22 protein-coding genes and 1 pseudogene are annotated in these 26,756 nt (G+C 69.9%); 13 read left to right on the forward strand and 10 right to left on the reverse strand.

Going from position 1 to position 26,756, the window contains the following annotated elements; genetic code table 11:
* Positions 1-58 precede the first annotated feature (58 nt).
* The 3 genes from FB390_RS17285 to ypfJ all read right to left on the reverse strand — a co-directional run bounded on the left by FB390_RS17285 (position 59) and on the right by ypfJ (position 3,030).
* Positions 59-658 carry a hypothetical protein gene (locus FB390_RS17285; protein WP_141809854.1) on the reverse strand — a complete coding sequence of 200 codons (600 nt, stop codon included), beginning with the start codon at positions 656-658 and terminating at the stop codon, positions 59-61.
* 170 nt (positions 659-828) lie between these two features.
* The gene (gene mddA, locus FB390_RS17290; protein ID WP_185757253.1) at positions 829-1,593 is read right to left on the reverse strand and encodes a methanethiol S-methyltransferase; all 765 of its coding nucleotides are present in this window, start codon (positions 1,591-1,593) and stop codon (positions 829-831) included.
* Positions 1,594-2,106: 513 nt separating this feature from the next.
* A complete protein-coding gene (gene ypfJ / locus FB390_RS17295; RefSeq protein WP_141809856.1) occupies positions 2,107-3,030 on the reverse strand; it encodes a KPN_02809 family neutral zinc metallopeptidase in 924 nt (307 codons plus the stop codon).
* A gap of 162 nt (positions 3,031-3,192) precedes the next feature.
* On the opposite strand from ypfJ, the gene aspS reads away from it, so the two are divergent.
* Positions 3,193-4,992 (forward strand): aspartate--tRNA ligase, encoded by a 1,800-nt coding sequence (aspS, locus tag FB390_RS17300; RefSeq protein WP_141811847.1) that lies wholly within the window; start codon positions 3,193-3,195, stop codon positions 4,990-4,992.
* Positions 4,993-5,185: 193 nt separating this feature from the next.
* Here aspS and FB390_RS17305 read toward each other — a convergent pair whose 3' ends face one another.
* On the reverse strand, positions 5,186-6,106 hold the full coding sequence (locus FB390_RS17305; RefSeq protein ID WP_246124070.1) for a hypothetical protein: 921 nt from the start codon (positions 6,104-6,106) through the stop codon (positions 5,186-5,188).
* A 347-nt stretch (positions 6,107-6,453) separates the two neighbouring features.
* Here FB390_RS17305 and FB390_RS17310 point away from each other — a divergent pair, with 347 nt between their 5' ends.
* Positions 6,454-7,623, forward strand: a complete 1,170-nt coding sequence (locus tag FB390_RS17310; RefSeq protein WP_141809858.1) for a phosphotransferase family protein — start codon at positions 6,454-6,456, stop codon at positions 7,621-7,623.
* Between the two features lie 4 nt (positions 7,624-7,627).
* Here FB390_RS17310 and FB390_RS17315 read toward each other — a convergent pair whose 3' ends face one another.
* Entirely contained in the window at positions 7,628-9,286 is a 1,659-nt protein-coding gene (locus tag FB390_RS17315) for an alkaline phosphatase D family protein (protein ID WP_141809859.1), read from the reverse strand.
* Between the two features lie 189 nt (positions 9,287-9,475).
* On the opposite strand from FB390_RS17315, the gene FB390_RS17320 reads away from it, so the two are divergent.
* The 6 genes from FB390_RS17320 (at position 9,476) to FB390_RS17345 (ending at position 17,075) form a co-directional block, all read left to right on the forward strand.
* A complete protein-coding gene (locus FB390_RS17320) occupies positions 9,476-10,834 on the forward strand; it encodes a replication-associated recombination protein A (RefSeq protein ID WP_141809860.1) in 1,359 nt (452 codons plus the stop codon).
* Positions 10,835-10,959: 125 nt separating this feature from the next.
* Positions 10,960-13,626, forward strand: a complete 2,667-nt coding sequence (alaS, locus tag FB390_RS17325; protein WP_141809861.1) for an alanine--tRNA ligase — start codon at positions 10,960-10,962, stop codon at positions 13,624-13,626.
* Between the two features lie 32 nt (positions 13,627-13,658).
* A complete protein-coding gene (gene ruvX, locus FB390_RS17330) occupies positions 13,659-14,198 on the forward strand; it encodes a Holliday junction resolvase RuvX (protein ID WP_425465910.1) in 540 nt (179 codons plus the stop codon).
* Positions 14,195-15,733, forward strand: a complete 1,539-nt coding sequence (gene mltG / locus FB390_RS17335) for an endolytic transglycosylase MltG (protein WP_141809863.1) — start codon at positions 14,195-14,197, stop codon at positions 15,731-15,733. Before ruvX ends, mltG begins: the two co-directional genes overlap by 4 nt.
* Positions 15,723-16,538, forward strand: a complete 816-nt coding sequence (locus tag FB390_RS17340; protein ID WP_141809864.1) for a shikimate dehydrogenase — start codon at positions 15,723-15,725, stop codon at positions 16,536-16,538. Before mltG ends, FB390_RS17340 begins: the two co-directional genes overlap by 11 nt.
* Before the next feature lie 66 nt (positions 16,539-16,604).
* Positions 16,605-17,075, forward strand: a complete 471-nt coding sequence (locus tag FB390_RS17345; protein WP_185757066.1) for a B-4DMT family transporter — start codon at positions 16,605-16,607, stop codon at positions 17,073-17,075.
* 129 nt (positions 17,076-17,204) lie between these two features.
* Here the strand turns inward: FB390_RS17345 and aroB are convergent, their stop codons facing one another.
* The 4 genes and pseudogenes from aroB to FB390_RS17370 all read right to left on the reverse strand — a co-directional run bounded on the left by aroB (position 17,205) and on the right by FB390_RS17370 (position 22,154).
* On the reverse strand, positions 17,205-18,326 hold the full coding sequence (aroB, locus tag FB390_RS17350; protein WP_141809866.1) for a 3-dehydroquinate synthase: 1,122 nt from the start codon (positions 18,324-18,326) through the stop codon (positions 17,205-17,207).
* A gap of 1,145 nt (positions 18,327-19,471) precedes the next feature.
* A pseudogene (locus FB390_RS17360) lies at positions 19,472-19,990 on the reverse strand (shikimate kinase); the annotation flags it as partial.
* Positions 19,987-21,204, reverse strand: a complete 1,218-nt coding sequence (gene aroC, locus FB390_RS17365; protein WP_185757067.1) for a chorismate synthase — start codon at positions 21,202-21,204, stop codon at positions 19,987-19,989. The pseudogene FB390_RS17360 and the gene aroC, both read right to left, overlap by 4 nt.
* 497 nt (positions 21,205-21,701) lie before the next feature.
* Positions 21,702-22,154: a prepilin peptidase gene (locus tag FB390_RS17370; protein WP_141809868.1), complete on the reverse strand. Its 453-nt coding sequence runs from the start codon at positions 22,152-22,154 to the stop codon at positions 21,702-21,704.
* Positions 22,155-22,443: 289 nt separating this feature from the next.
* On the opposite strand from FB390_RS17370, the gene FB390_RS17375 reads away from it, so the two are divergent.
* The 4 genes from FB390_RS17375 to FB390_RS17390 all read left to right on the forward strand — a co-directional run bounded on the left by FB390_RS17375 (position 22,444) and on the right by FB390_RS17390 (position 25,038).
* Positions 22,444-23,571, forward strand: coding sequence for a M24 family metallopeptidase (locus FB390_RS17375; RefSeq protein WP_141809869.1), 1,128 nt, complete (start codon positions 22,444-22,446; stop codon positions 23,569-23,571).
* Between the two features lie 34 nt (positions 23,572-23,605).
* Positions 23,606-24,169, forward strand: a complete 564-nt coding sequence (efp, locus tag FB390_RS17380) for an elongation factor P (RefSeq protein WP_141809870.1) — start codon at positions 23,606-23,608, stop codon at positions 24,167-24,169.
* A 99-nt stretch (positions 24,170-24,268) separates the two neighbouring features.
* Positions 24,269-24,778, forward strand: coding sequence for a transcription antitermination factor NusB (gene nusB, locus FB390_RS17385; RefSeq protein WP_067780255.1), 510 nt, complete (start codon positions 24,269-24,271; stop codon positions 24,776-24,778).
* Positions 24,775-25,038, forward strand: a complete 264-nt coding sequence (locus tag FB390_RS17390) for a YciI family protein (protein ID WP_141809871.1) — start codon at positions 24,775-24,777, stop codon at positions 25,036-25,038. Before nusB ends, FB390_RS17390 begins: the two co-directional genes overlap by 4 nt.
* Positions 25,039-25,322: 284 nt before the next feature.
* On the opposite strand, the gene FB390_RS17395 is transcribed toward FB390_RS17390, so the two are convergent.
* A complete protein-coding gene (locus tag FB390_RS17395; RefSeq protein ID WP_141809872.1) occupies positions 25,323-25,880 on the reverse strand; it encodes a hypothetical protein in 558 nt (185 codons plus the stop codon).
* A gap of 313 nt (positions 25,881-26,193) precedes the next feature.
* On the opposite strand from FB390_RS17395, the gene FB390_RS17400 reads away from it, so the two are divergent.
* Complete coding sequence (locus FB390_RS17400) at positions 26,194-26,748, forward strand: DUF4334 domain-containing protein (RefSeq protein WP_141809873.1); 555 nt, start codon at positions 26,194-26,196, stop codon at positions 26,746-26,748.
* The last annotated feature ends 8 nt before the right edge of the window (positions 26,749-26,756 follow it).

Genomic DNA, 26,756 nt, shown 5'->3' on the forward strand with positions numbered 1-26,756 from the left:
CGGCCGGGCGAAGCGCAATCGGGAGGGTGGCGTCGATCAGTCGTCAGCCGTCCGGCGATCAGCGATCGGCGACGAAAGCGTCGAGCAGACTGCGATAGACGTCCGCGAAACGCTTGCGCGCGTTCTGCTGTTCGGCGGTCAGGCCGTCGGTCGAGTCGGGCCCGTACACGATCAGGTGGAGGTTCTGGCCCGGCGGTTCGGGCATCACGTCGATGATCCGACTGCCGCCGTCGCCCGAGACGGGCATGCCGAGGTCGACGGTGGACAGCGCCGTGATCTCGGCCAGGGCGGCATCGATCACCTCGCGCCGGACCGCGCCGTCGACCTGACGCGGTGGAGTGTTCGGATTCCGTTCGGGCGCAATGGCATCCGGTTGGCTGACCGCGCGGCCGTCGGCGTAGACCTGGAGCAGCGGACGCAGATCGATCCGTTCCTGCCAGCCGTGCGGCATCGTCGTCAGGGTGAGCAGCGCGACGGTCGACCTGGCGGGCACCGGCGCGGGAACGAGTACGGGCGGATGAGCCGCGGGCACAGGCGGATTAGCTTCCGGTGCTGTCGTAGCTGGGACCTCCGGCACGGCCGGATCGGCCGCGGCGACGCCCGAGCCGGTCGCGAACAGCATCGCGAGGACAACCAGGGTCGACAACGTTCTGCGCATGAACATCCCATCTCGGCAGCGTCGGACGAGCGCCTCGACCGGGAAGCGAGCGCGGACTCGCTCCGGCGCAGGGGCTTCGGACGCCGACGAGCGTAGCGCCGATGCGGCATCGATGCGGGCCTATCGTGTGCGTTGTCCGGCCGGCGAGACGAACCCGGGGTAGTGGATCCCTACGCCGGGCGATGCTGCGCGGTCGGCGTCGTGTCGTGGTGTCGCGGCAAGGGCACCAGCATCGGTACGCGGTGCCGGTAGTCGCTGTACCGATCGCCGAAAGAGGCCATGAGATCGCGCTCTTCGAGTTGCAGCGCGATGAGGATGTAACCCGTGGTCATCGCCGCGAAGAACAGGTGACCGGCCGTCATCGTGGGCGTGGCCCAGAACGCGACGATGAAGCCGAGCATGATCGGGTGCCGAATCACGCGGTAGAACAACGTGGTCCGGAACGGGAGGTCGCGGTAGGGCTCCCCACGCCAGGCGAGATAGACCTGGCGCAGACCGAAAAGGTCCCAGTGGTTGATCATGAACGTCGACAGCAGCACGGTGACCCAGCCGATCCAGAACAACGCCCACAGAACGATCCGCCCGGCCGTGGCGTCGACGTCCCAGACGACGGCGGGCATCGTCCGCCACTGCCAATAGAGCAGGAACAGCGCCAGGCTGGCCAGCAGCACATAGGTGCTGCGCTCCACGGACGGCGGAACCACCCGCGTCCACCGGCGTTTGAACGCCGGACGCGCCATCACGCTGTGCTGGATGGCGAACACGCCGAGCAGGAGCGCGTTGACCACGATGGCCTCACCGATCGAAGCCTCCACTCCCGCGTCGATGCTGCGGGGAACCCAGAAGTTGCCGACGAAACCGATCGCGTAGAGAAACGCGGCGAGGAATGCCAGATAGCTGACGACGCCGTAACCGAGAACGAGATAACGCATGATCATGCCCTTCGAAGTGGTCCGTTTCGCACCGCGACCGCGAGCGCCGAGGGAACGGTCAGCGCTCGGGACAATCGGTGGAACGGCGAGAAGTCGTGGAGGGGGCGCGCCGCGACGGCTGCGCGTCGGCGTGCTCCGGAAGCTGTGTGCGGCGACGCCTTTGTCTGCGCGTGCGAGATCCTGGCGCCCGGGACGCCCGGCGTATTCGTGGTCGCCTGTGGACCCGCCGAACGGAAGTCGTCGCCGAGGCGCGATCGGGTGACCGTTCTGGAACGCGCCCGATGCGACCACGAGTGCACCGCGGGCAGGCGCTCGTGGAATCGCTGTCCGATCGGGTACGGCGATCGCCTTCGGGCGGGCTCGCCGTACCTGGGGTGCGTGAAGTCGCGCTGCCGGTCGCCGCAGCTGATCACTAGTTCACGGTAGATCGCGGGCGGGCGCGCGAACAACCCTCTCGCACGGCATTCGCCCTGATCAGCCGGTGTGGTAGGCGCAGGACGGGTCGCGATGCTCGGCTCAGCGCAGCGCGGGCGGGTTGTTCAGGTCGGGTGCGGAGTAGGTGTCGCAGGCCCGCACCTGCCCGGTGCGGTAGCCCGTGAGGAACCACTTCTGCCGCTGTTCGGACGACCCGTGCGTCCACGCCTCCGGATTGACCCGGCCCTGCGCCGCACGCTGGATGCGGTCGTCGCCGACCGCGGAGGCCGCCGAGAGGGCGTCGTCGATGTCGGTGTCGGACAGCTGCCGCAGGAACGGCCGGTCACTGCCGGGCGCGGGCGTCTTGTCCGCGTAGTAGGCCCAGATGCCCGCGTAGCAGTCGGCCTGGAGCTCGGTGCGCACCGCGCCCGATTCCGGTCCGCGGGGGTCGCGCTGGGCGCGGCCGATGTCACCGAGCTGGTTCTGGATGTGGTGGCCGACCTCGTGCGCGACCACGTACTCCTGGGCGAGCGGGCCGCCGCTGGAACCGAAGCGGTCGGTCAGCTCCTGGAAGAAGCGGACGTCGAAGTAGGCGGTCTGGTCGGCGGGGCAGTAGAAGGGACCGACGTCGCTGGTGGCGTTGCCGCAGCCGGTGGCGACCGCGCCGGAGAACAGCACCAGCTCCGGCTCCACGTAGCGCTTGCCGGTTTGTTCGGGCAGTTCGCTCGCCCAGACGGCGTCCAGGCTCTGCGCGGTGAGCACGACCCGGCAGTCGACGTACTTGTTGGCGTCCGCGCTGGTCTTGCAGTGTTCCGGGGTGCCCGCCGTGCCGGGCTGGGTTTGCTGGGTGTCCTGGGCGCCGGTGAACTGGCCGAGCACGGAGCCGGGGTCGCCGCCGAGCAGCAGCGTGATCACCAGCAGGATCAGACCACCCGCTCCGCCGCCGAGTGCGAGTTTGCCGCCCATGCCCGGTCCGCCGGAAGAGGCTCGGTCCGGGTCGATCTGCAGCCCTTCGTTGAACGTCATCATGGTCCTTCGTGGCGTTTCGTGCGGTTGGCGGGCGACCTGCTGGCTACAGCTTGACACGGCCGCGTGGATATCGGTTTCCCCTCGACGAACGTGTCTAACTACGATGGCAACCGCATCCGGCGACGCCCCGCCGGTGCCGGAGTCGTCGAAAGGAATCCCGTGCTGCGCACCCACTTGGCTGGTTCGCTGCGAAGCGAGCACGCCGGTCAGACCGTCACCCTCACCGGATGGGTGGCCCGGCGGCGCGACCACGGTGGCGTGATCTTCATCGATCTGCGCGATGCGTCGGGTGTGGCGCAGGTGGTGTTCCGCGAAGGCGAGGCCGCCGAGCAGGCGCACCGGCTGCGCGCCGAGTACTGCGTGCTGATCACCGGCGTGGTCGAGCAGCGCCCGGACGGTAACGAGAACCCCGAGCTGCCGACCGGCCAGATCGAGGTGAACGTGAGCAAGCTGGAGGTGCTCAACGAGAGCGCCCCGCTGCCGTTCCAGCTCGACGAGCAGCCCGGTGACGAGGCGCGCCTCAAGTACCGCTACCTCGACCTGCGCCGCGAAGGGCCCGGCCACGCCATCCGGCTGCGCTCGAAGGTCAACGCCGCGGCCCGCGCGGTGCTGGCCCACCACGAGTTCATCGAGGTCGAGACGCCGACGATGACGCGCTCCACCCCCGAGGGCGCCCGTGACTTCCTGGTGCCCGCGCGGCTGCAGCCGGGCAACTTCTACGCGCTGCCGCAGAGCCCGCAGCTGTTCAAGCAGCTGCTCATGGTCGGCGGCATCGAGCGCTACTACCAGATCGCGCGCTGCTACCGCGACGAGGACTTCCGCGCCGACCGCCAGCCCGAGTTCACCCAGCTCGACATCGAGATGAGCTTCGTGCGCCAGGAGGACGTGATCCTGCTGGCCGAGGAGATCCTGGTCGCGCTGTGGAAGCTCATCGGCTACGAGATCCCGACCCCGATCCCGCACATGACCTACGCCGAGGCCATGCGCCGCTTCGGGTCCGACAAGCCGGATCTGCGTTTCGGCGTCGAGATCACCGAGTGCACCGAGTACTTCGAAAACACCCCGTTCCGGGTGTTCCAGGCGCCCTACGTCGGCGCGGTCGTGATGCCGGGCGGGGCGAACCAGCCGCGGCGCCAGCTCGACGCCTGGCAGGAGTGGGCCAAGCAGCGCGGCGCCAAGGGTCTGGCCTACGTGCTGGTGAACGAGGACGGCACGCTCGGCGGCCCGGTCGCCAAGAACCTCAGCGACGCCGAACGCGAAGGGCTGGCCAAGCACGTCGGCGCGGTCCCCGGCGACTGCGTCTTCTTCGCCGCGGGCTCGGCCAAGGCCCAGCGCGCGCTGCTCGGCGCGGCGCGCGGCGAGATCGCGCGCAAGGTCGGGCTGATCGACGAGAACGCCTGGTCGTTCGTGTGGATCGTGGACGCGCCGCTGTTCGAGTCCACCGCCGACGCGACCGCGAGTGGCGATGTGGCGCTTGGGCATTCGGCGTGGACCGCGGTGCACCACGCGTTCACCTCGCCCAAGCCGGAGTCGATGGACACCTTCGACACCGACCCCGATTCGGCGCTCGCCTACGCCTACGACATCGTCTGCAACGGCAACGAGATCGGCGGCGGCTCGATCCGTATCCACCGCCGTGACGTGCAGGAGCGGGTGTTCAAGGTGATGGGCATCAGCCACGACGAGGCGCAGGAGAAGTTCGGCTTCCTGCTCGACGCCTTCGCCTACGGTGCTCCGCCGCACGGCGGCATCGCCTTCGGCTGGGACCGCATCACCGCCCTGCTGGCCGGTCTGGACTCCATCCGCGAGGTCATCGCCTTCCCGAAGACCGGCGGCGGCGTCGACCCGCTGACCGACGCGCCCGCGCCGATCACCGCGCAGCAGCGCAAGGAGGCGGGCTTGGACGTCAAGCCGGAGCAGGAAAAGGTCGAGGTGAAACTCGAGGTCACCGAGTCGTAGGCCGCATTACGGCCGGTAACGCGCCGTCCGCCACCGGAGTCGCCTCCGTGACGGGCGGCGCGTTCGCGTCGCAGGGTGCGCCCGTCCTGGGATCGCCCGCGCGGCAGCTGTCGCGCACCGTCACAACGCACCGCGCAGTCGCAGGAGTGGCAGCGCCACCTCTCTCGCGATGGGGCTCCGAGCGAAGATCCGGCTAGACCGGGGCGATGCGCCCGCCGGTGAGGGTGCGGTAGGCGTAGGTGACCGCGAGGATCGATATCGGGCCCGCGACGAGGAGTCCGATGCCGCACAGCAGCAGGCCGAGGAAGGTGATCACCGCGACGGACAAGGCGAGCAGAAACACCTTCCATGCGTTGTTGACCACCAGGGTCGCGCTGGCCTTGATCGCGTCGAACGGGCCGAGATCCTGATCGACCACGAAGTGCAGCGCGAACATGCACAGCACGCCGGCGACGAGTCCGGGTAATACGCACAGCGCCAGACCGATCCAGGTGCCGAGGAACGCGAGCAGGGCGGTCAGCAAGACGTTGCCCGCGTTGACGAACTTGAAGTACGAACCGAAAACCGGTTTGGCGCCGTCGGTTTCGTACAGCGCTCCGCGCACCATAGCGGCCTGCAACAACCACAGCGCCGCCATCACCGCGAGGAAGAGCAACATCAGCGGCAGCAGCGTGTTCGGTTCGAAGGCCTGCACTACCAGCACGAAGATCAGGTAGATCACGACGCCCAGCGCCGTAATTCCTAGCCATGGAGCGGGATTCGACCGGAACTTTGCCAGCCCGTAGCTGATCGCGTGGCCGACGTCGAGACCGGTCGGCGTCCCGACCTGATAGCCGTAGATCGGTTGTCCCGGTACCGCTCCCGTGGGCGCCGCGCCGGGTGGCATCGTACCCGGTTGCTGCGCCGCGTATTCCTGGTGTGTCCCGTACTCCTGCGCCGCGCCGTATTGCTGCTGCGCTCCATACTGTGGCGCGTCCGGCGACACGCCCGGCCCCGTGCCCGCGGGCCCGTACGCGGGCTGCGCGGCGACCGCGGGCGGCGGCTCCACCGGCTCGGCGCCGTATTGTGCCGCACCCGGGCCCTCGAACTGCGGATACCCCGCTCCACCAGGCATTTCGTGGCGCGAATGACCCGCGCCGGACGGCGGAGCGTGGGGGTCGCTACTCTCGTGCTGCCCCGGTTGAGCCGCGAACCGCTCGCTTCCACCGCCCTGCCGGGGTGTGCCGCCTGTGGGATCATTCGGTGCGGAGGACGGTGTGTCGGTCAATGTCGTAGACCTTTCGACGCAACTGGTTTGCGATGTGGCGCACAGCAGTTCACGATGAGAAAACCGGACGCGTGCAATGGTGTCAAGCGAGCACGGCTTTCGTCCGCGACCACGACACGAGACACGCCGAGCGAAGCGGAAAGGTTGCGTAACCGCTCGCTAGAAGTGACCCCATGCGAGTAGCTTGAGAGGCGATGACCGCACTATTGGCCGAACGCGCCGCCGAAGTCGTGTCCGCAGCACAACAGTTGCTCACAAAGCGAATGGGTGCTCCGGTGAAGCTGAGCGATCCGATGGAACTCAGCGGTAGTGGTAGGACGACAGTCCTACGTGTGCGTGTTGCCGAGAACTCGTTCTCGCTACCCCGGACGCTGATCGTCAAGCAGGTGCGCGGAGCCGCTCAGGACCGCCGCACCGGAGGCTTGGCCCCCGGCGTCGCGAGCATCGATTCGGCGTTCCTCCGGGAAGCCGTCTCGTACCAGTTCACCACCGCGCTCAGCCGCGAGCAGCGGCCCGGCGCGTACCTGATCGCACACAGCTTGCCCGACCGCCTGCTCATCCTGTCCGATCTCGGCGAGAACGCCAGGATGACCGCGGTGCTGCAGTCCGGCGCCGAGCCGGCCACCCGCAACGCGCTGATGGCCTTCGCCCAGGCGCTGGGCCGGATGCACGCCGCGACCGTCGGGCGCGAGGCCGATTTCGTCGCGCTGCTGCGCCGCGTCGAGGTGGTGCACCGCGTCGACGGCATCGCCCAGCAGGCCGAGTCCGCGATCTCCGAGGTGCCCGGGATGCTGCAACGCGAGCTGGGCATCGAAGTGCCCGGCGAGATCGCCGAGCGCATCGTGCGCGGCAACCGGCTGTTCTCGGCCGGGCGGTTCCGCGCGTTCAGCCCGTCGGACCTGTGCCCGGACAACGTCATCCTCAACCAGGAGGGCGCCAGGTTCCTGGACTACGAGTGGGGCGGCTTCCGCGACGCCACCCTCGACATCGCCTACGCGCTGGTCTCCTTCCCCGGCTGCCTGTGCGACTTCGAGCTGTCGAGGGATCGGGCCAGGCAGATGGTGGAGGCTTGGCGTTCGGAGGTCGTCGGGGTGTTCCCGGCGCTCGCCGACGACGACGTGCTCGCCGAACGCATCCTGGAAGCGCGCCTCATCTGGGTGTGGCTCACCACCTACTGGTTCCTGCCCGCCGACCACACCCGCATCGCGGCCGCGCGCGAACACGGACTGTCGGTGCCGCGCTCGGCGGCGCTGATCAACCGCTGGGCGGCGCTCGCCGAGGACGCGCGCTGCACCGGCGACGACGTGATCGGCGATTTCGCCGACGAGGTGTCGGCGATGCTGGAAGAGCGCTGGTCGGAGTAGCCGGTCAGAGCGCGGGCGTCGGACGCGGCTCGACCCGGCCGCCGCTCGGCACGGCGAAGCTCGCTCCGTGCCGCACGCCCGTCGCCGGATCGGTGACGTCGGCCAGGTAGAACCAGTCCATCTGCGCCTGCTCCTGGGTGACATCCAGGACGCCGTACCCGTGCGACTCCAGCTCGACGTAGCGCATGTGGTGGTTGAAGCTCTTGATCGAGTCCTCGATCGGGACCGCCACGGTGCGCGGGGCCGCCTTCAGCAGCTCACCGATGCTCGACGAGGTGACCGAGGGGACGACGAACTCCGCGCCCGCCGTCGGCCCGCCGGGATAGTTCGCGGCGTCGATCGGCAGGTCCGAGGCCCACGACGAGTGGATGTCGCCGGTGAGGAAGACGACGTCGCCGACCTGCTGTTCGGTGATCGCGCGGAACAGGCGCTGCCGGTCGGCGGTGTAGCCGTCCCACTGATCGGAGTTGGCGGGCGCGCCGGACTGCGGCACGCCGAGTGCGGCGGTGAAGGCCACGGTGGTCGCAGGCTCCAGCGGCGGGAAGACCAGCGGCGCGATCATCACCGAGTTGCCGACCAGCTTCCAGCGCACCGGCGCCGAGACCAAACCCGCGGTCAGCCAATCCATCTGGGCCTTGCCGGTGAGGGTGCGCGCCGGGTTGTCGACCTCGCGCCAGCCCGCGCCGGGCGCCACCTCCTGATCGCGGTAGCTGCGTAGATCGAGCATGGACAGCTCGGCGAGGGTGCCGAAGCGCAGCCTGCGGTAGATCTGCACGCTCGTCCCCGAGCCGGTGGCCCGCACGGGCATCCACTCCAGGTAGGCGCGGGCCGACGCGGCGCGGCGGTCCTCCCAGCTGCCGTGGGTCGCGGGATCGTGGTGGTTGGCGCCGCCGGACCAGGAGTTGTCCGCGGACTCGTGGTCGTCCCACGTGCAGATGAACGGCAGTACGGCGTGCAGCGCGGCCAGGTCCGGATCGGTCTTGTACTGGGCGTGGCGGATGCGGTAGTCGGCCAGCGTGACGATCTCGTTGGCCGGATCGTGCGGCCGCACCGCGCCGTGACGGCCGCCGTACTTGCCGCGGCCGTATTCGTACAGGTAATCGCCGAGGTGGATGATCGCGTCGAGATCCGAGCGGTCGGCCAGGTGCCGGTAGGCGGCGAAGTAGCCCGCCTCCCAGTTCGAGCAGGAGACCACACCGAAGCGCAGCCGGTCCGGTGTGTCCGAGGGAGCGGGCGCGGTGCGGGTGCGCCCGACCGGCGAGGTCTCGCCGAGCGCGGTGAATCGGTACCAGTAGTCGCGGCCCGGGGTCAGGCCGGACGCGTCGATCTTGACGGTGTGGTCGGCTTCGGCGGTGGCCGTCGCGGTTCCGGAGGCGGCGACCGAGGCGAAGCCCGCGTCGTCGGCGATCTCCCAGCGGACCGAGGTGTCCGCACCGACACCCGAGCCCGGCGTGGCGTCGTCGGAGACCGTCACCCTGGTCCACAGGACGACGCCGGTGGGCAGCGGATCACCGGAGGCGACGCCGTGCCGGAACACCGGGCCCGCCGCGCGCGCGGGCGTCGGCACGAGCAGCGCGCCCGCGGTGGCCGCAGCCGCCGCACCACCCTTCAGCAGCGCGCGCCTGCCGAACGGACCGGTCGGGACGACATCTGAAACGACCACGTTTTCAGCCACGGTTCATGATCACAGCCGATACGCGGCGGACTGGCAAATCGACACAGCGCGGTCTCGGCGGGTCGCGGGGTGGCCGTGCGTGTCGGGGTCGAGTTGTACGGTCGAAAGCATGAGCGAGCGATTCGTGTGCCCGCGCGCGTCGCGCATGCCGAGGACGGGCGTCGGCGAGGCGCGGACATGAGCGAGGGACTGTTCGACGTGCCGGGTCATGCGGCACCGGAGCCGGATGCGTTGGGCGGCGCGGGCGTGGACTTCCGCGGGCCCGGCGGCGCCGCGCCGCTTGCCGTGCGCATGCGGCCCGCCACGTTGGACGAGGTGGTCGGGCAGCAGCATCTGCTCGGCCCCGGCTCGCCACTGCGCCGGTTGATCGAGGGATCCGGCGCGGCCTCGGTACTGCTGTTCGGTCCGCCGGGCACCGGCAAGACCACGCTGGCCTCGCTCATCTCGCAGGCCACCGGCCGCCGTTTCGAGGCGCTCTCGGCGCTCTCGGCCGGAGTGAAGGAGGTGCGCGCGGTCATCGACCTGGCGCGCAGGAGGCTGACCGTCGGCGAGCGCACGGTGCTGTTCATCGACGAGGTGCACCGCTTCTCCAAGACCCAGCAGGACGCGTTGCTCGCCGCAGTCGAGAACCGGATCGTGTTGCTGGTCGGCGCGACAACGGAGAATCCCTCGTTCTCGGTCGTCTCGCCGCTGCTCTCGCGCTCGCTGGTGCTGCAATTGCGTTCGCTGACCGACGCCGACATCCGCGTCGTGCTCGAGCGCGCGCTCACCGACGCGCGCGGCTTCGGCGGCGCTTACACCGTCACCGACGAGGCGCTCGACCACATCGTGCGGATCGCCGGCGGCGACGCGCGCCGGGCGCTGACCGCACTGGAGGCGTCGGCCGAGTCCTCGCTCGACGGCACCGTCGACCTGGCGCTCGTCGAGGCCAGCGTGGACAAGGCCGCCGTGCGCTACGACCGCGCCGGCGACCAGCACTACGACGTGATCAGCGCCTTCATCAAATCGATCCGCGGCTCCGACGTCGACGCGGCGCTGCACTACCTGGCGCGCATGATGAGCGCGGGGGAGGACCCGCGCTTCATCGCGCGGCGCCTGGTCATCTCCGCCAGCGAGGACATCGGCATGGCCGACCCGATGGCGTTGCAGACCGCGGTCGCGGCGGCGCACGTCGTCCAGCTGATCGGCATGCCCGAGGCCCAGCTCACGCTGACTCACGCGACCATCCATCTGGCCACCGCGCCGAAATCCGGTGCGGTCCCCGCCGCGCTCGGCGCCGCCATGGCCGACATCTCCGCGGGCAAAGCGGGCGCCGTGCCACCGCACCTGCGCGACGGCCACTACGCGGGCGCCGCGCTGCTGGGCCACGCCCAGGGCTACAAGTACCCGCACGACGACCCCGACGGCGTGCTCGCCCAGCAGTACCCGCCCGACGAACTCGTCGGCGCGGACTACTACCGCCCGACCGACCACGGCTACGAACGCGAGGTCGGCCCGCGTGTCGACCGCCTGCGCCGCATCGTGCGGGGGAAGTGAGGGGCGTGGTGCCATCGGCCGGAACGTGCCCGCCGACTGCCGGGTTCGCCGGAAGGTCGCCGGGGGCGTCCGTAGCGGCCGGTCGATGAAAAACCAGGTGCGCCGCACCGGTAGGCTGGATACCTGTGCAGACCCACGAGATTCGACGGCGTTTCCTGGACCATTTCGTCCGTGCCGGACACACCGAGGTGCCGAGTGCCTCGCTGATCCTGGCCGACCCCAACCTGCTGTTCGTCAACGCAGGCATGGTCCAGTTCAAGCCGTACTTCCTGGGCCAGGAGGCGCCGCCCTACTCGCGGGCGACCAGCGTCCAGAAGTGCGTGCGCACCGGCGACATCGAAGAGGTCGGCGTCACCACCCGGCACAACACCTTCTTCCAGATGGCGGGCAACTTCTCCTTCGGCGACTACTTCAAGGAGGGTGCCATCACCCTCGCCTGGGAGCTGATCAGCAAGTCCCAGGAGGAGGGCGGCTTCGGTTTCGACACCGACCGCATCTGGGTCACCGCCTACGAGGACGATCCGGAGGCCGCCGAGATCTGGCACCGGGTCGCCGGCATCCCGAAGGAGCGGATCCAGTTCCGCGACGGCAAGGACAACTACTGGGACATGGGCGTGCCCGGCCCGGGCGGTCCCTGCTCGGAGATCTACTACGACCGCGGCCCGGCCTACGGCAAGGAGGGCGGCCCGGTCGCGGACGAGGACCGCTACCTCGAGATCTGGAACCTCGTCTTCATGCAGGACGTGCGCGGTGAGCTGAGCCCGAAGCTCGGCCACCCGCCGGTCGGTTCGCTGCCGAAGAAGAACATCGACACCGGCATGGGCGTCGAGCGTGTCGCCATGCTGTTGCAGGGCGTGGAGAACGTCTACGAGACCGACCTGCTGCGCCCGATCATCGACAAGGCCGAGGAGCTGACCGGCCGGTCCTACGGCGTCGAGCACGCCGACGACGTGCGCTTCCGTGTGATCGCCGATCACGCCCGCTCCGCCGCCATGCTGATCTCCGACGGCGTCAACCCGGGCAACGACGGCCGCGGCTACGTGCTGCGCCGCCTGCTGCGCCGCATCGTGCGCTCGGCCCGCCTGCTGGGCGCCGAGAAGCCGGTGATGGCCGAGTTCATGAAGGTGGTCAGCGACCTGATGGCGCCGTCCTACCCCGAACTCGCCACCGACTTCGGCCGCATCGAGACCGTCGCGGTCGGCGAGGAGACGGCGTTCCTCAAGACGCTCAACACCGGCTCGACGCTGTTCGACAACACCGCGGCCGCGGTGAAGGCCAAGGGCGGCACCAAGATCGCCGGATCGGACGCCTTCACCCTGCACGACACCTACGGCTTCCCGATCGACCTCACCCTGGAGATGGCCGCCGAGGCCGGGCTCTCCGTGGACGAGGAGGGCTTCCGCACGCTCATGGCCGAGCAGCGGCAGCGCGCCAAGGAGGACGCCGCCGCCCGCAAGCACGCGCACGCCGACCTGAGCATCTACAAGGAGCTGGTCGACCGCGGCGCCACCGAGTTCACCGGCTTCGACGAACTCACCTCCGAGGCGCACGTGCTCGCCCTGATCGCCGACGGCGTCCGGGTGCCCGCCGCGAGCGCGGGCCAGGATGTCGAGGTCATCCTGGATCGCAGCCCGCTGTACGCCGAGTCCGGCGGCCAGATCGCCGACCGCGGCAGCATCACGGCCGCGGGTCTCAAGCTGCGCGTCAACGACGTGCAGAAGATCGCCAAGAAGCTGTGGGTGCACAAGACCACCGTCGAGCAGGGACAGATCACCGAGGGCGACGTGGTGCTCGCCCAGGCCGATCCGGCCTGGCGCAGCGGCGCGACCCAGGGCCACTCCGGCACGCACATGGTGCATGCCGCGCTGCGGCAGGTGCTCGGCCCGAACGCGGTGCAGGCCGGCTCCCTGAACAAGCCCGGCTACCTGCGCTTCGACTTCAACTGGCAGGGCCAGCTGACCGAGCAGCAGAAGGCCGACATCGAGGCGGTCTCCAACGACGCCGTCGGCGCCGACTTCCCGGTCAACACCTTCGTCACCGACCTGCCCAAGGCCAAGCAGATGGGCGCGCTCGCGCTGTTCGGCGAGAACTACGGCGACGAGGTCCGCGTCGTCGAGATCGGCGGCCCGTTCTCGATGGAGCTGTGCGGCGGCACGCACGTGCAGCACTCCTCGCAAATCGGCCCGATCACGCTGCTCGGCGAGTCGTCGGTCGGTTCGGGCGTGCGGCGCGTCGAGGCGTTCGTCGGCCTGGACTCCTACAAGTACCTGGCCAAGGAGCGCGCGCTGCTCGCCGGTGTCGCCGCCTCGCTGAAGGTGCCCTCGGACGAGGTGCCCGCGCGCGTCGAGCAGCTGGTGGAACGACTCAAGGTCGCCGAGAAGGAGCTCGAGCGCACCAAGATCGCCGCGGTGCTCTCCTCGGCGGGCAAGTTCGTGGACGAGGCCGAGCGCCTCGGCGGTCTGCTGCTGGTCGCCGCGGCCGCGCCGGAGGGCGTCGCCGCCGGCGACCTGCGCACCCTTGCCACCGACATTCGCGGCCGCTTCGGCAGCGAACCCGCGGTGGTGGTGCTGCTCGGCAACGCCGACGGCAAGGTGCCGTTCGTCGTCGCCGTGAACAAGGCCGCGCAGGAACTCGGCGTGAAGGCGGGCGATCTCGTCGGCAGCTTCGGGCCGAGCATCGCCGGCCGCGGCGGCGGCAAGCCCGAGATGGCGCAGGGCGCCGGTTCCGACCCCTCCGGGATCGCGGCGGGTCTGACCGCGGTCCGTGCCCGGGTGGCCGAAATCGCCGGGTGATGCGCGACGCCGAGAGTTCGCGTTCGACGGGCCTGCCGCACGCGGCGGACCGGCCCGACCCGGCGGCCGATCCCGGCCGTGGCAGACGCCTCGGCATCGACGTCGGCAGTGTCCGCATCGGCGTCGCCTCGAGCGACCCGGACGGCATTCTCGCGACCCCCGTGGAGACCGTGCCGCGCGCGAAGAAGAACGCGCGCGGCACGGGTACGGCAACCGATATAGCCAGAATTGCCGAAATTGTGCGGGAATACGAGGCCGTTGAGGTTATTGTCGGTCTGCCGCGCACGTTGCGCGGGGAAAAGGGAACCGCGGCGGGGCTGGCGATCGCGTTCGCCGAACGTTTGCGATCAGAGATCGCTCCCGTGCCGATCAGGCTTTCCGACGAACGTTTGACTACGGTGTCAGCTGCACGTGCATTGCGGGACAGTGGAGTTCGCGCGCGTGGCCAGCGGCAGGTGATCGATCAGGCGGCGGCCGTGTCGATCCTGCAAGGATGGTTGGACGAACGGAGTGCGGTGTTGAGGTCGGTCGAGGAAGCGACGCGGGACGTGTCGTCCGGAGACGATGCATGACTGATCGATGGGCGCGGGCCGAGGAACGGTACCGACAGCGGGAGGCTGATCGGCGCTACCGACGGGACGACCGAGCCTGGGACAGAGACGCGCGAGATACGGGCGGCCGGTCGGACGGGCCGCACGACGGCTGGGACGACTACGAGGACGACACCACCGTCATCCCCCGCTATACCGACGACGACGAGCCGCTCTACGACGACGAGCCGCTGTACGAGGACGGCGGCTACGACGACGAGCTGGACTACGACGAGCCGGAACCGCCGGAGCCGCTCGAGCGCGCGGCGCGATCGTCGGCGCGTAAGCCCGCCGCCAAGGGCAAGGAGTCACGGCTCGCGCGCGGTTCGCGTGGCAAACGTTCCAGGGTGGCCTCCCGCAAGGCGGCCGAGCGCAAGCGCAAGCGCCGCAACATGTGGCTCATCGGCGGTGTGCTCGCGGTGCTACTGGTCGGCGCGGGAGGTTTCGCGGTCAAGAAACTGGTCGGTGAATTCGGGCCGCCGGAGGATTTCGCGGGCCCCGCAGGGCCGCTGGTCGTCGTTCAGGTACATCCCGGTGACACCTCGTCGCAGATCGCCCAGACCATGGTCGAGAAGGGCGTCGTCGCGAGCACCGGCGCGTTTTTCGAAGCGGCCGTGCGCAATTCGAACATGAGCTCGGTGCAGCCCGGGTACTACCAGATCCCCAGCCGCAGCCCCGCCGCCGAAGCGGTCGCCGCGCTGCTCGGCAAGAACTCGCGGGTCGGCAACCTGGTCATCTCCGAAGGACGTCAGCTACACGACCAGCACGACGTCAACACCGGGGCGCGTAAGGAGGGGATCTACACCAAGATCGCCGCCGCCAGCTGCGTCGGCACGGGCGCGCAGCAGAAGTGCGTGACCTATGAACAGCTCGACGCCGCGGGCTCCAGCGGCGACCTCGCCGGGCTCGGCGTGCCGTCCTGGGCCGAGCAGTCGGTGCGCGAAGCGCCGGATCGCAAGCGGCAGATCGAGGGCCTGATCGCCGCTGGCACTTGGGATTTCGACCCGAGCGGCACCCCGCAGCAGATCCTGCGCCAGCTGATCACCTCGAGCGCCGCGAGCTACGAGTCCACCGGGCTGCTCACCTCCAGCGGGAAGAACAAGCTCAGCCCCTACGAGACGCTGATCGCGGCGTCCCTGGTGGAGCGGGAAGCGCTGCCGCAGGACATGCCGAAGGTCGCGCGGGTGATCGTGAACCGGCTCGAAGTCGAGCAGCCGCTGCAATTCGACTCGACCGTGAACTACTCGCTGGACCGCACCGAGGTCGCCACCACCGACGACGACCGGGCCACCGTCACCCCGTGGAACACCTACGCGATGTCCGGCCTGCCCGCCAACCCGATCTCCGCGCCCTCGCTGAACGCGTTGCGCGCCATGGAGAATCCGGAACCCGGCGACTGGCTGTACTTCGTGACGATCGACAAGAAGGGCACCACGCTGTTCACCGAGAGCTACTCCGAACACCTGCGAAATATCGAAAAGGCGCAGCAGAGCGGGATCCTCGACAGTGGACGGTGAATCCGCTCGCAAGGCGGCGGTGCTCGGCAAGCCGATCGCGCATTCCCGTTCGCCCCAGCTGCATTTGGCGGCCTACCGTGCGCTCGGCCTGGACTGGAGCTACGAGCGCATCGAGTGCACGGCCGAACAGCTGCCCGGACTCGTCGACGGGCTCGGACCGGAGTGGGTCGGCCTGTCGGTGACCATGCCCGGCAAGGAGGCCGCCTTGGCCTACGCCGGCGAGCGCACCGATCGGGCCGTGCTCGTCGGCTCCGCCAACACCCTGGTGCGCACGGCCGAGGGCTGGCGCGCCGACTGCACCGACGTGGACGGCGTGCTCGGTGCGCTGCGCGGCGGCGGCGTCACCGAGATCGCGGAGGGGCTCGTCCTCGGTGCGGGCGGCACGGCGCGCCCGGCGCTGCTCGCCCTGTCCGAACTCGGCGCGAAGTCGGTCACCGTGGTCGCCAGGGACGCCGTACGCGCCCGCGGTGCGCTGGAGCTGGCCGACAAGCTCGGGATGGCGGCGACCATCATCCCGTTCGACAGCGACGCCGTGCGCGGCGCGAGCGCGAGCGCGGGCGCGGTGGTCAGCACGATCCCCGCCGCCGCGGGCGCCTTGGTGGCCGAGGCGGTGGCTGTCGCGCCGGTGGTGCTCGACGCCATCTACAACCCCTGGCCGACCCCGCTGGCCGCGGCCGTCGAACGCGCCGGGCACACCGTGGTGAGCGGGTTGCAGATGTTGCTGAACCAGGCCTACGGGCAGGTCGAGCAGTTCACCGGTCGGCCCGCCCCGCGTGCCGCGATGGCGGCCGCGGTGGACGCCTGAAAACCGCGAAATTTCTGACACCGGTTCTAGTTCTGTTCCCCGGGCCAGCGCGTTAAGGTGTTCTGCATGATTGCTTGGGTAGTGCGAGCCGTTCTGCTCGGTGCGCTGGTCGTGGCGCTGCGCACCGTGCTCGGGTTCGCGATGGTGCAGTGGCCGACGCAGGGCGCGTGGATGCGGATGCTGTGCCTGCTCGTGCTGCTGGTCGCCATCGTGGGTTGGGGCGTGCTGGACGGGCACAAGGACCGCGTGGCGCATCCGGACCCGGAACGCGGCTCGGATCTGACCATCCGGTGGCTGAAGGCGGCCGTGGCAGGCGGGCTCGGCAGCGGCGCGGTTTCCTGGCTGCTGGACTTCCTGCCGCGCTTCGACCTCGGCGACAACGGTCTGCTGTTCGAACTCACGGCAGGCGCGTCGTTCATCATCCTGCTGATCTTCATCCCCGGCCTGGTCGGCGTCGGCATCGGCCGGATGCTCGCGGGACGGCGGTCCGACAAGGGCACGCCGTCGCTCACCAAGCCCGCCGCCGCGGGCGCCTGACCACCGAACGCGAAACAGCGCCGCACCCGGGAGGGGTGCGGCGCTGTTTGGTTCGTCGATACTTCTGTGGTCGGTGACGACAGCGAACAGCGCCCCGGCCGAAATCCGGTCGAGGCGCCGGCGTTTCCGCTACAGCAAGATCGCGCCGCCGCTGGGGCTCTGCTCCCGGGCGATGGCGGAGTACGCCGCGGCGAGCAGGCTGGGATCCGGGCCCTCCAGGCGGCCGGGCTTGGCCAGGCCGTCGAGGACGACGAAGCGCAGCACGCCCGAGCGGGTCTTCTTGTCGGTCTGCATGGCGTCGAGCAGCTGCGGAAGCGCGTCCGCGTCGTAGCTGGTCGGCAGGCCGACGCTGGACAGGATGGCGCGGTGGCGGTCGGCGGTGGCGTCGTCGAGTCGACCGGCGAGGCGGCCTAGCTCGGCGGCGAACACCAGGCCGACGGAGACCGCGGCGCCGTGCCGCCAGCGGTAGCGCTCCCTGCGCTCGATCGCGTGGCCCAGTGTGTGGCCGTAGTTGAGGATCTCGCGCAGGCTGGATTCCTTGAGGTCGGCGGCGACCACGTCGGCCTTGACCTGGATGGCGCGGGCCACGAGTTCGGGCAGCACGTCACCGGTGGGATCGAGCGCCGCTTCCGGATCGCGCTCCACCAGGTCCAGGATGACCGGGTCGGCGATGAAACCGGCCTTGATGATCTCGGCCATGCCCGCGACGATCTCGTTGCGCGGCACGGTCTCCAGCGTCACCAGGTCGACCAGCACGGCCGACGGCTCGTGGAAGGAGCCGACCAGGTTCTTGCCCGCCTCGGTGTTGATGCCGGTCTTGCCGCCGACCGCCGCGTCCACCATGGCGAGCAGGGTGGTCGGCACGTGCACGACCTGGACGCCGCGCATCCAGGTGGCCGCGACGAAACCGGCCAGGTCGGTGGCCGCGCCGCCGCCCAGGCTGACCACGACGTCGTTGCGGGTCAGGCCGATGCGGCCGAGCACCTCCCAGCAGAAACCGGCGACGGCGAGGTCCTTGCCCGCCTCCGCGTCCGGAATCTCGATGCGGTGCGCGTCCAGACCGGTCTCGGCCAGCGCCTTGCGCACCACCTCGGCTGTCTCGGCCAGCGGCGGCTGGTGGAAGATCGCGACCGTGCGTACGCCCTTGGTCGCACCCGTGACCGACTCGACGAGTTCGCCGAGCAAGCCGCGGCCGATGATCACCGGATACGGGTCGGCGGTGCGTACCTGGATACGACTCGGCTCTGTCACTGCTGCTCCGATTCTGTTCGTGCCGATTGCTCGAGTGCTCGCGCGCGGGCGCGGCGAGCGCGGGCGCGCCGGGCGCGGCCGCTGGAACTGGTCTTCGTTGCCGATTCTGCCGCCGCGGTGCGGGCGGTGGGGTCGGCGGGTGCGCCGGACCCGGCGCGGCGAAGCGCCCGGGAGCGGGCACTCTGGTTGCCGCCGGCGGCCGGAGGCGTCGCGGGTTCCGCGTTCTTCGGTGCCGGAGTCGTCGAATCGGCTTGCCCCACAACGGGAACCCCGGAGACATGCGATCCGGCAGGGTTCGGTGCGCCCGCAGGGCGGCATGCCCTGGGGCGACGGGCGCGTCCCGAGGTGGGCGTCGCGCCGGTGTCCTCGGGTCGTGCGCCGGAGGCGATGAGCCGGGGGAGCCAGGACCTGGCCTGGGGTTCCGCCGCCGGTGCGGTGAACTCGGTGCGGCTCGGCTCGCCGGAGGACGTGCGGGCCGACGGGCGCCTGCGGCGTGGGCGACGGCGTCTGCCCGAAGCCGTGCCCTCGGGTGTACTTCCCGCGTTCGAGGCGTCGGATGCCCGTCCGGCACTGCCGCTCTGAGTACCGCGGTCGCCGGTCGCGCCGCGCCCTTCGGTTACGGCGTCGGTGGTCGAGTGGTCGGCGCGTGCGGCCGCGGATGAGTCTTCGGCTGCCACGCCGGAGTCTCCGATATGGGAGCGCTTGGTCGCAGCGTCGACCCGTCCGGTGGTGCCGCTGAGTTTCCTTGCGGCGGAGCCGTTTTCCTTGTCGGCCGCTGACGTGTCGTTCGCCCTGCCGCGGTTGTCCACGCCCGTGCTGTTCTTCACTTCGGCCGCGGCGGTGTTCTCGGCGGTGCTGGTCTTGCCCGCGGAGCTATTGTTCATGGCCGCGGTGCCGGTGTCCTTGGTCGCAGCGTCGGTCTGCTTGGCCGCGGAGCCGCAGTTGTCCCTGATCGCCGCGGCGGTCTGGTCGGCCGCGGCGACGCCGTTCTTGGCCGCCGCGCGACGGGCCGCGGCGCGAGCCCTGGCCCGGCGACGGGCACGGGAGCGGCTGCTGCCCTGACCTTCCGGCTTCAGGCCGGTACCGCCGCCGGTCGCGGTGACTTCGGGTTCGGGGTCGGCGCTGGGCGCGGCAGGTTCCAAGCCCAGTTTGTCCAGGATCATTCGCACCACCCGGCCGGGGCTGCGCCCGTCGGTGCGCACCCGCACCGTGGCGACCTCCCGGTACAGCGGGCGGCGCTTGCGCATCAGCTCGCGGTACTTGGCGCCGGGATCGTCACCGTTGAGCAGCGGGCGCTGATTGCTCGCCCCGGTGCGCCGCAGACCCTCGGCCACGCTGATCTCCAGGTACACCACGGTCCGGTTGCGCAGCAGCGCCCTCGTGTCCTTGGACAGCACCGCGCCGCCGCCGAGCGAGACCACGCCGCGCTCGGCGAGGATGGCGCGCCGCACCACTCGCTCCTCGATCCGGCGGAACTCCGGTTCCCCGTCGGCGGCGAAGATCTCGGGGATGGTGCGGCCGGTCTCACGCTCGATGCCCGCGTCGGTGTCGTACAGGTCGACGCCGAGTTCCTTGGCGAGCTTGCGGCCGATCGTCGATTTCCCCGCCCCCGGCGGTCCGACCAGCACCACGCGCGGTGCGCGCGGGTCGGTCTGCACGATCATTGCGGCCGACTGTCCGCCGGGACGTGCGGGCGGGTGCCGATCCGCTTGACGTAGCTGGTGATGTTCTCGACGGTCTCGTTCAGCGAATCGCCGCCGAACTTCTCCAGCGCGGCCTGCGCGACGACCAGCGCCACCATCGACTCGGCGACGACGCCCGCGGCGGGCACGGCGCACACGTCGGAGCGCTGGTGGATGGCGACGGCCTCCTCGCCGGTACTCATGTCGACGGTGGACAGGGCGCGGGGCACGGTGGAGATCGGCTTCATCGCCGCGCGCACCCGCAGCGGCTCGCCATTGGTCATGCCGCCTTCGAGTCCGCCCGCGCGGTTGGTGGAGCGCAGCACGCCGTCCGGGCCGGGCCGCATCTCGTCGTGGGCCTGGCTGCCGCGCCTGCGCGCGGTCTCGAAACCATCGCCGACCTCGACGCCCTTGATGGCCTGGATGCCCATGAGCGCGGCCGCCAGCCGGGAGTCGAGGCGGTTCTCGCCGCTGACGAACGAGCCGAGGCCGACCGGAAGTCCCTCCACGACCACCTCGACGACGCCGCCGAGGGTGTCGCCGTCCTTCTTCGCCGCCTCGATCTCGGCGATCATCGCCGCCTCGGCGTCGGCGTCGAACGCGCGCACCGGGCTGGCGTCGACGGCGTCCAGATCCGCGGCGGTGGGAATCACGCCGGTGGTGTTGGCGGCGGTGCCGATCGAGATCACGTGCGAGACGACCTCGACGCCGAGGGCCTGACGCAGGAAGTTGCGCGCCACGGTCCCCGCCGCGACGCGTGCGGCCGTCTCTCGGGCGCTGGCGCGTTCCAGCACGTTGCGCGCGTCGTCGAAGCCGTACTTGAGCATGCCCGAGTAGTCGGCGTGCCCGGGGCGGGGCCGGGTCAGCGGGGCGTTGCGGGCCAGATCGGCCAGCTCGGCCGGATCGACGGGATCGGCGGACATGACGGTCGTCCACTTCGGCCACTCGGAATTGGCGACCTCGATGGCGACCGGACCGCCCATGGTGCGGCCGTGGCGCACGCCGCCGACCATGGTCACCTTGTCGGCCTCGAACTTCATCCGGGCGCCGCGCCCGTAGCCGAGCCTGCGGCGCGCGAGCTGAGCGGAGATCTCCTCGGACGTCACTTCGACACCCGCGACCATCCCGTCCAGGATGGCGACGAGGGCGGGACCATGGGATTCTCCGGCAGTTATCCAGCGCAGCACGCTGTCCATCCTTCCATGTCGGGGCGGTCCGACCCGCATCCGGTCCGCCGTGATCACTGGCACGTCGCGGCCGCGACCCGCGGCCCAGTTCTCTTCCCTGCTATCGCAGCCTCTTACTGGCTATCGCTATTCGCCCGCCAGACGCACCCGACCTTTCGCGCCCGCCACTCGCACCGGAACAATCTGCGTTGTTCGCAACAATCCCCGCTATTCGTAAGCGGTCGTGCGCCTTCGAGGGGCGGTCGAGCGCGTTCGGTGGCTGGTCGTGTGTCTTTGGTGGCCGGTCGAGCCGTTCGGTGGCTGGTCGTGTGTCATCGGTGGCCGGTCGAGCGCGTTCGGTGGCCGGTCGAGCGCGTTCGGTGGCCAGTCGAGCGTCTTCCGTGGCTGGTCGTGCGCCTTTGGCGGTCGGGCGTCCGCCAGGGCATCCGCTGGGACGGGTCTGTTCGCCGAGATGTGTGCGTCCGGGCGGTTCCGGGTTGCGCTGGGACAACCGCGTCGTCGAGGCCTCACCCGCTCGGCACCGCCAGGGCGAAAACTGTCGCCAGGCACATCGAGGGGCCGTGTGCCACCGTGTTCGGCCGCGCCCGAGCGTCCGCCGCGATCCGTTGGTGAACCAGCATCGCCAACCCGACGCACGCCGTGAACACCGGCGCGGCGAGCGCGGCCCACACCCACGCCTGTGCACCGCCGAGCGCCGCGGCGGCGCCGAGCCCGACCGCGAGCTTCGCGTCGCCCGCGCCGAGGCACGCGGGCGCGGCGAGGTGCACCACCGCGTAGGGCGCCGCGAGCAGCGCCGCCCCGACCGCCGCGGCTGTGAATTGTGTTGTGAACAGGGCGTATCCGAAGACGGCAAGCGCGCCCCATGCGGTGAGCGCGTTGGGCAGCCTGCGCTGCCGAAGATCGAAAAGACTCAGGGCCGCACACCATCCCGTGAGCGCGGCGAATGCGAAATAGGCCATGCGATCCACCCTTGTTGATTCCCGGCTCGTTTCGAAGCGCTCGATGCGAAATGTGCATAACCGCAGCACATGTGAACAGCCGATGGATCGGAATCCCTGGGATTCCGAAACGGGCGGAAATGTGGCAAAGATTCCGCTGGTCTCCCGGGTGACCGACGAACCCGCGGCCGGTCCCACTAGAGATCAGCGCCCGATTCGTCCCGCTCATCCGCGCTACGTCCGTCCGCCGCAGGTGACGGTTCGGGTGTTGGACTGCCGCACCACCGCGTGTCGGCGGTAGCTTTGACCCATGTCTGCTGATCACGCGGGCCGTGGGCCCGACTACGCGGCGCGCCGGGGCGCACTGCGCAGTCTGCTGGTGGAGAACGAGGTCGACGCGCTGCTGGTCACCGACCTGGTGAACATCAGGTACCTGACCGGCTTCACCGGCTCCAACGCCACGCTGCTCGTGCATTCCTGGGACATGCGCAACGACGAGGAACGCACCGTGATCGGGACCGACGGCCGCTACCGCAGCCAGGTCGTCGAGCAGGCGCCCGACCTGCGCGCCGAGATCGCCCGCGCCACCGCGCGGCGGATCGTGGAGCTGGCGGGGGAGTGGCAGCTCGGCCGGCTCGGTTTCGAGAGTCACGTGGTGACCGTCGACCAGCACCATGGCTTCGTCGAGCAGAAGACCGGGCTGGAACTGGTGGCCACGCCCGGCCTGGTCGAGCAGTTGCGCATGGTCAAGGACGCCTACGAGGTCGAACAACTGCGCAAGGCGTGCGCCGCGGGCGACGCCGGGCTGGCGACGCTGCTCGAACGCGGCGGTCTGCGGCCGGGGCGCACGGAGCGGCAGGTCGCCCGAGACCTCGAATGGGCCATGTACGAGCACGGGGCCGAGGCCATCGCCTTCGAGACCATCGTGGCCGCGGGCGCCAATTCCGCGATACCGCACCACCGCCCGACCGACGCCGTGCTGGCCCCCGGCGACTTCGTGAAGATCGATTTCGGCGCGGTCGTCGGCGGTTACCACTCCGACATGACCCGCACGTTCGTGCTCGGCCGCCCGACCGACTGGCAGCGCGAGGTCTACTCATTGGTCGTGGAGTCGCAGCGGGCCGGGCGCAAGGCGCTGCGACCGGGCGCCCAGGCGGGCGAGGTGGACGCGGCGGCGCGCTCGGTGATCGAGGCGGCGGGCCACGGCAAGTTGTTCGTGCACGGTCTCGGGCACGGCGTCGGCCTGCGCATCCACGAAGCGCCGGGAATCATGAAAAACGGAACCGGTACACTTCTATCCGGCGTGGCGGTGACCGTCGAACCAGGTGTGTACTTTCCCGGCCGCGGCGGCGTCCGAATCGAGGACACGCTCGTGGTGCGCGAAGGGGGCCCGGAGCTGCTCACCCACACCAGCAAAGACCTGACCGTCGTCGAATGACGCCGGTTACCTGAGAACAGGAGATCCGAAGACAGTGGCGGACACCAGCGACTTCAAGAACGGCCTCGTGCTGAAGATCGACGGTCAGCTCCAGCAGATCGTCGAATTCCAGCACGTCAAGCCGGGTAAGGGCCCCGCCTTCGTGCGGACCAAGCTGAAGAACGTCGTGTCCGGCAAGGTCGTCGACAAGACCTTCAACGCGGGTGTCAAGGTGGAGACCGCGACCGTCGACCGTCGCGACATGACCTACCTGTACCACGACGGCTCCGACTACATCTTCATGGACGGCGAGACCTTCGACCAGATCTCGATCGCCGAGGCCACCATCGGCGACGGCGCCCGGTTCCTGCTGGAGAACATGGCCGTCCAGGTGGCCGTGCACGAGGGCGCGCCGCTGTTCGTCGAGCTTCCCGTCTCCATCGAGCTCGTTGTCCAGCACACCGACATCGGCCTGCAAGGCGACCGCTCCACCGGCGGCACCAAGCCCGCCACCCTGGAGACCGGCGCCGAGGTGCAGGTGCCGCTGTTCATCAACACCGGCGACAAGCTGCGCATCGACTCGCGCGACGGCAGCTACCTCGGCCGCGTCAACGCCTGATCACCGGTCGCTCGCGACGGGAGCGCGCGACCCGGTGGCAGGCCCACCGTGGCGGGCGCTCCTGCCGCCCTGACACAGAACGACAGGGATGATGTGACCGTGGCGGAACAGCCCGCAGACAAGAAATCCACGTTCAAGAAGCTGGGCGCCCGGCACAAGGCCCGGCGCCGTGCCGTGGACCTGCTGTTCGAGGCGGAGGCTCGCGACGTCGATGCCGCCGACCTGCTCGACGAGCGCGTCGACCTGGCCGCGAAGGACCAGACCGTCGCCCCCGTGCACGCCTACACCCGGACCCTGGTCGAAGGCGTCGCCGACGACCTGGACCGAGTGGACGGCACCATCGAGTCCTACCTCCAGGACTGGACACTGTCCCGGCTGCCCGCGGTGGACCGCGCCATTCTGCGCATCGCCGTGTGGGAGCTCTTCCACGCCAACGACGTTCCGCCGGTGGTGGCCGTCGACGAGGCCGTGGAGCTGGCGAAGGAACTCTCGACCGACGACTCGCCGTCGTTCATCAACGGCGTGCTCGGTCAGGTCGTGCTGGTCGCACCGCAGGTGCGCGCCGCGGCGGCCGCGACCCGTGCCCCGCGCCAGGAGCCCGAGGCGTGAACAAGTACCTGGTCATGGTGATGCGCACGCCGCGCTTCGACCCGGCGGTCATCGAGCCGCACAAGGAGTTCCTGAACGGGTTGGTGGAGCGGGGCCGGCTCGTGGAGAGCGGCCGCTTCACCGACGGCACCGGCGGCGCCTACGTGATTCGCGCCGAGAACCTCGCGGCCGCGCGCGAGATCGCCTTCGCCGACCCGGTGCACACCACCGGCGCCTCGGAACTGACCGTGTACGAGTGGGAGATCACCGTCTCCGCCTGACCCACACCGCCCGATCCGGCTCCCGCCGGTGGGTGTACTGGGCCCGGCGGGAGCCCACCGGGACGTCTGCGGTGTCCCGGGTCGGGGGTGGCGCCCGCCGCCGATGTCCACCGGAGCTCCGGCGTCGGGCACGTCAGTGATCCTCATACCTCGAGTGCGCTCGAGGTCAACGCCGTGTGGCGCGCTTCATGGTCGAACGCGCTCGTCGGGCATCGGTCTCGGCGTGAACCGCGCGGCGCAGCCGCACACGCCTCGAATCAGTATGCTGCTGCGGCGTTCCGTGCTCAGGTGCCGACTCGGTGCAGGCAGATGCTCTTACCCGGGTTCTGGTAGACGATCTCGTCGGTCTCCCGGTGCAGTCGTTCCTGCGGTGCGCAGACGCGGGCATCGACCGCGTCACTGACCGTATTCACTTGGAAAGCACCGGGAGTGGTGCAGGGGACCTTGCTGATCTCTTCCCCGGAGAGCCACTGATCGATCCCAGTGAAACAGTCGCCGACGACGGCGTTCATCTGCAGGCAGACGCGTTTGGACGACGCTTGCCGACTGGGCAGAGTTCTCGTGATGGTGGCCTCTGGACATTTGTCGACGGAGGGCGCCCGCACGACAACGAGTGCGGCAGCGGGATCGGTGCACGGGCGCACTGTCCAGGGATCGTTTCCGGAACCGGGCTGGTCGGTCACGAAGCCGCATGCACCGGCTTGGAATGGATCGGGTTCGGAGTCGCGGACAGCAACGATCACCCCGAGAATCAGCCCTCCCGCCATCAAGGCGAACACGCCGACGAGCAGCGCGACCCCCAGCGGCCCGACCACTCGCATGCGATTCTTCCGAAGAGCCATTCGCCGCCGTAGCTCCTGCCGTCGCTCGGGCGACATCGAACTGCGCCGAGCCGACGGCGGGCCGGACGATTCCAAGGGATCGGAACCTGGCTGAGACATGTTCTGAGCCTTGCATATTCGTAGTCGGCGGGCACACTCGTCTCGAGTGCGGCGGACAGCGCGCGGCCCCCGACGCGGAATCACTCCGCCTCAGTGTCCGGCCGATCGGAATGCGCCGGGATTCGGAACAGTTGGCGCGGCTCCGAGGCCGCCCGGTCGCAGGGATGAGAGATCATTAGACTTCTTCTCGCAACGTCGCAACGAGGAGTGTGGAATGGTCGCCGAGACGCCCGTGACAGGAACCGCCGAACTGGCCGCATTGCAGACCGGGGGGTGCACCGCCGAGCGGGCATGGGCGTTGTTCGACCGGCTGCCCGGCGTGCGGGTCGCCGAGGTGACGACCGGACGTTGGCGCGGCGAGGAGCTCGACACCGGGCATCCGTTCGACGGGATGCTCGTCGCTTCGGGCTGGTACGGCAAGCAATTCGACGGCCCCGACTCCGTGCATCCGCTGCTGTTCGCCGACGCCGCGGGGGCGGTGTTCCCCGTCGATCCCCGCCGGGTGCCGCTGAGCTTGGCGGGCAAGGTGCCGCTGTCCGGCGTGCGGATGCTGCGCTCGATACTGCCGGTGCTCGGTCCCGCGCTGCGCACCCGCAAGTACACCGCGCGGCTACGCGACATCGAATACCGGGGCGAGGTGGGCGCGGCGATGGTCTACGACCACCTGCCGATCATCGACCACTTCCGGCGCGTCGACGCGCACACGCTGTTCGGCGTGATGGATTTGCGCGGCATGACCGAGCCGTACTTCTTCGTCCTGCGTCGGTGAGCCGCCGC

It is taken from the genome of Nocardia bhagyanarayanae, assembly GCF_006716565.1.
GTDB lineage: Bacteria > Actinomycetota > Actinomycetes > Mycobacteriales > Mycobacteriaceae > Nocardia > Nocardia bhagyanarayanae.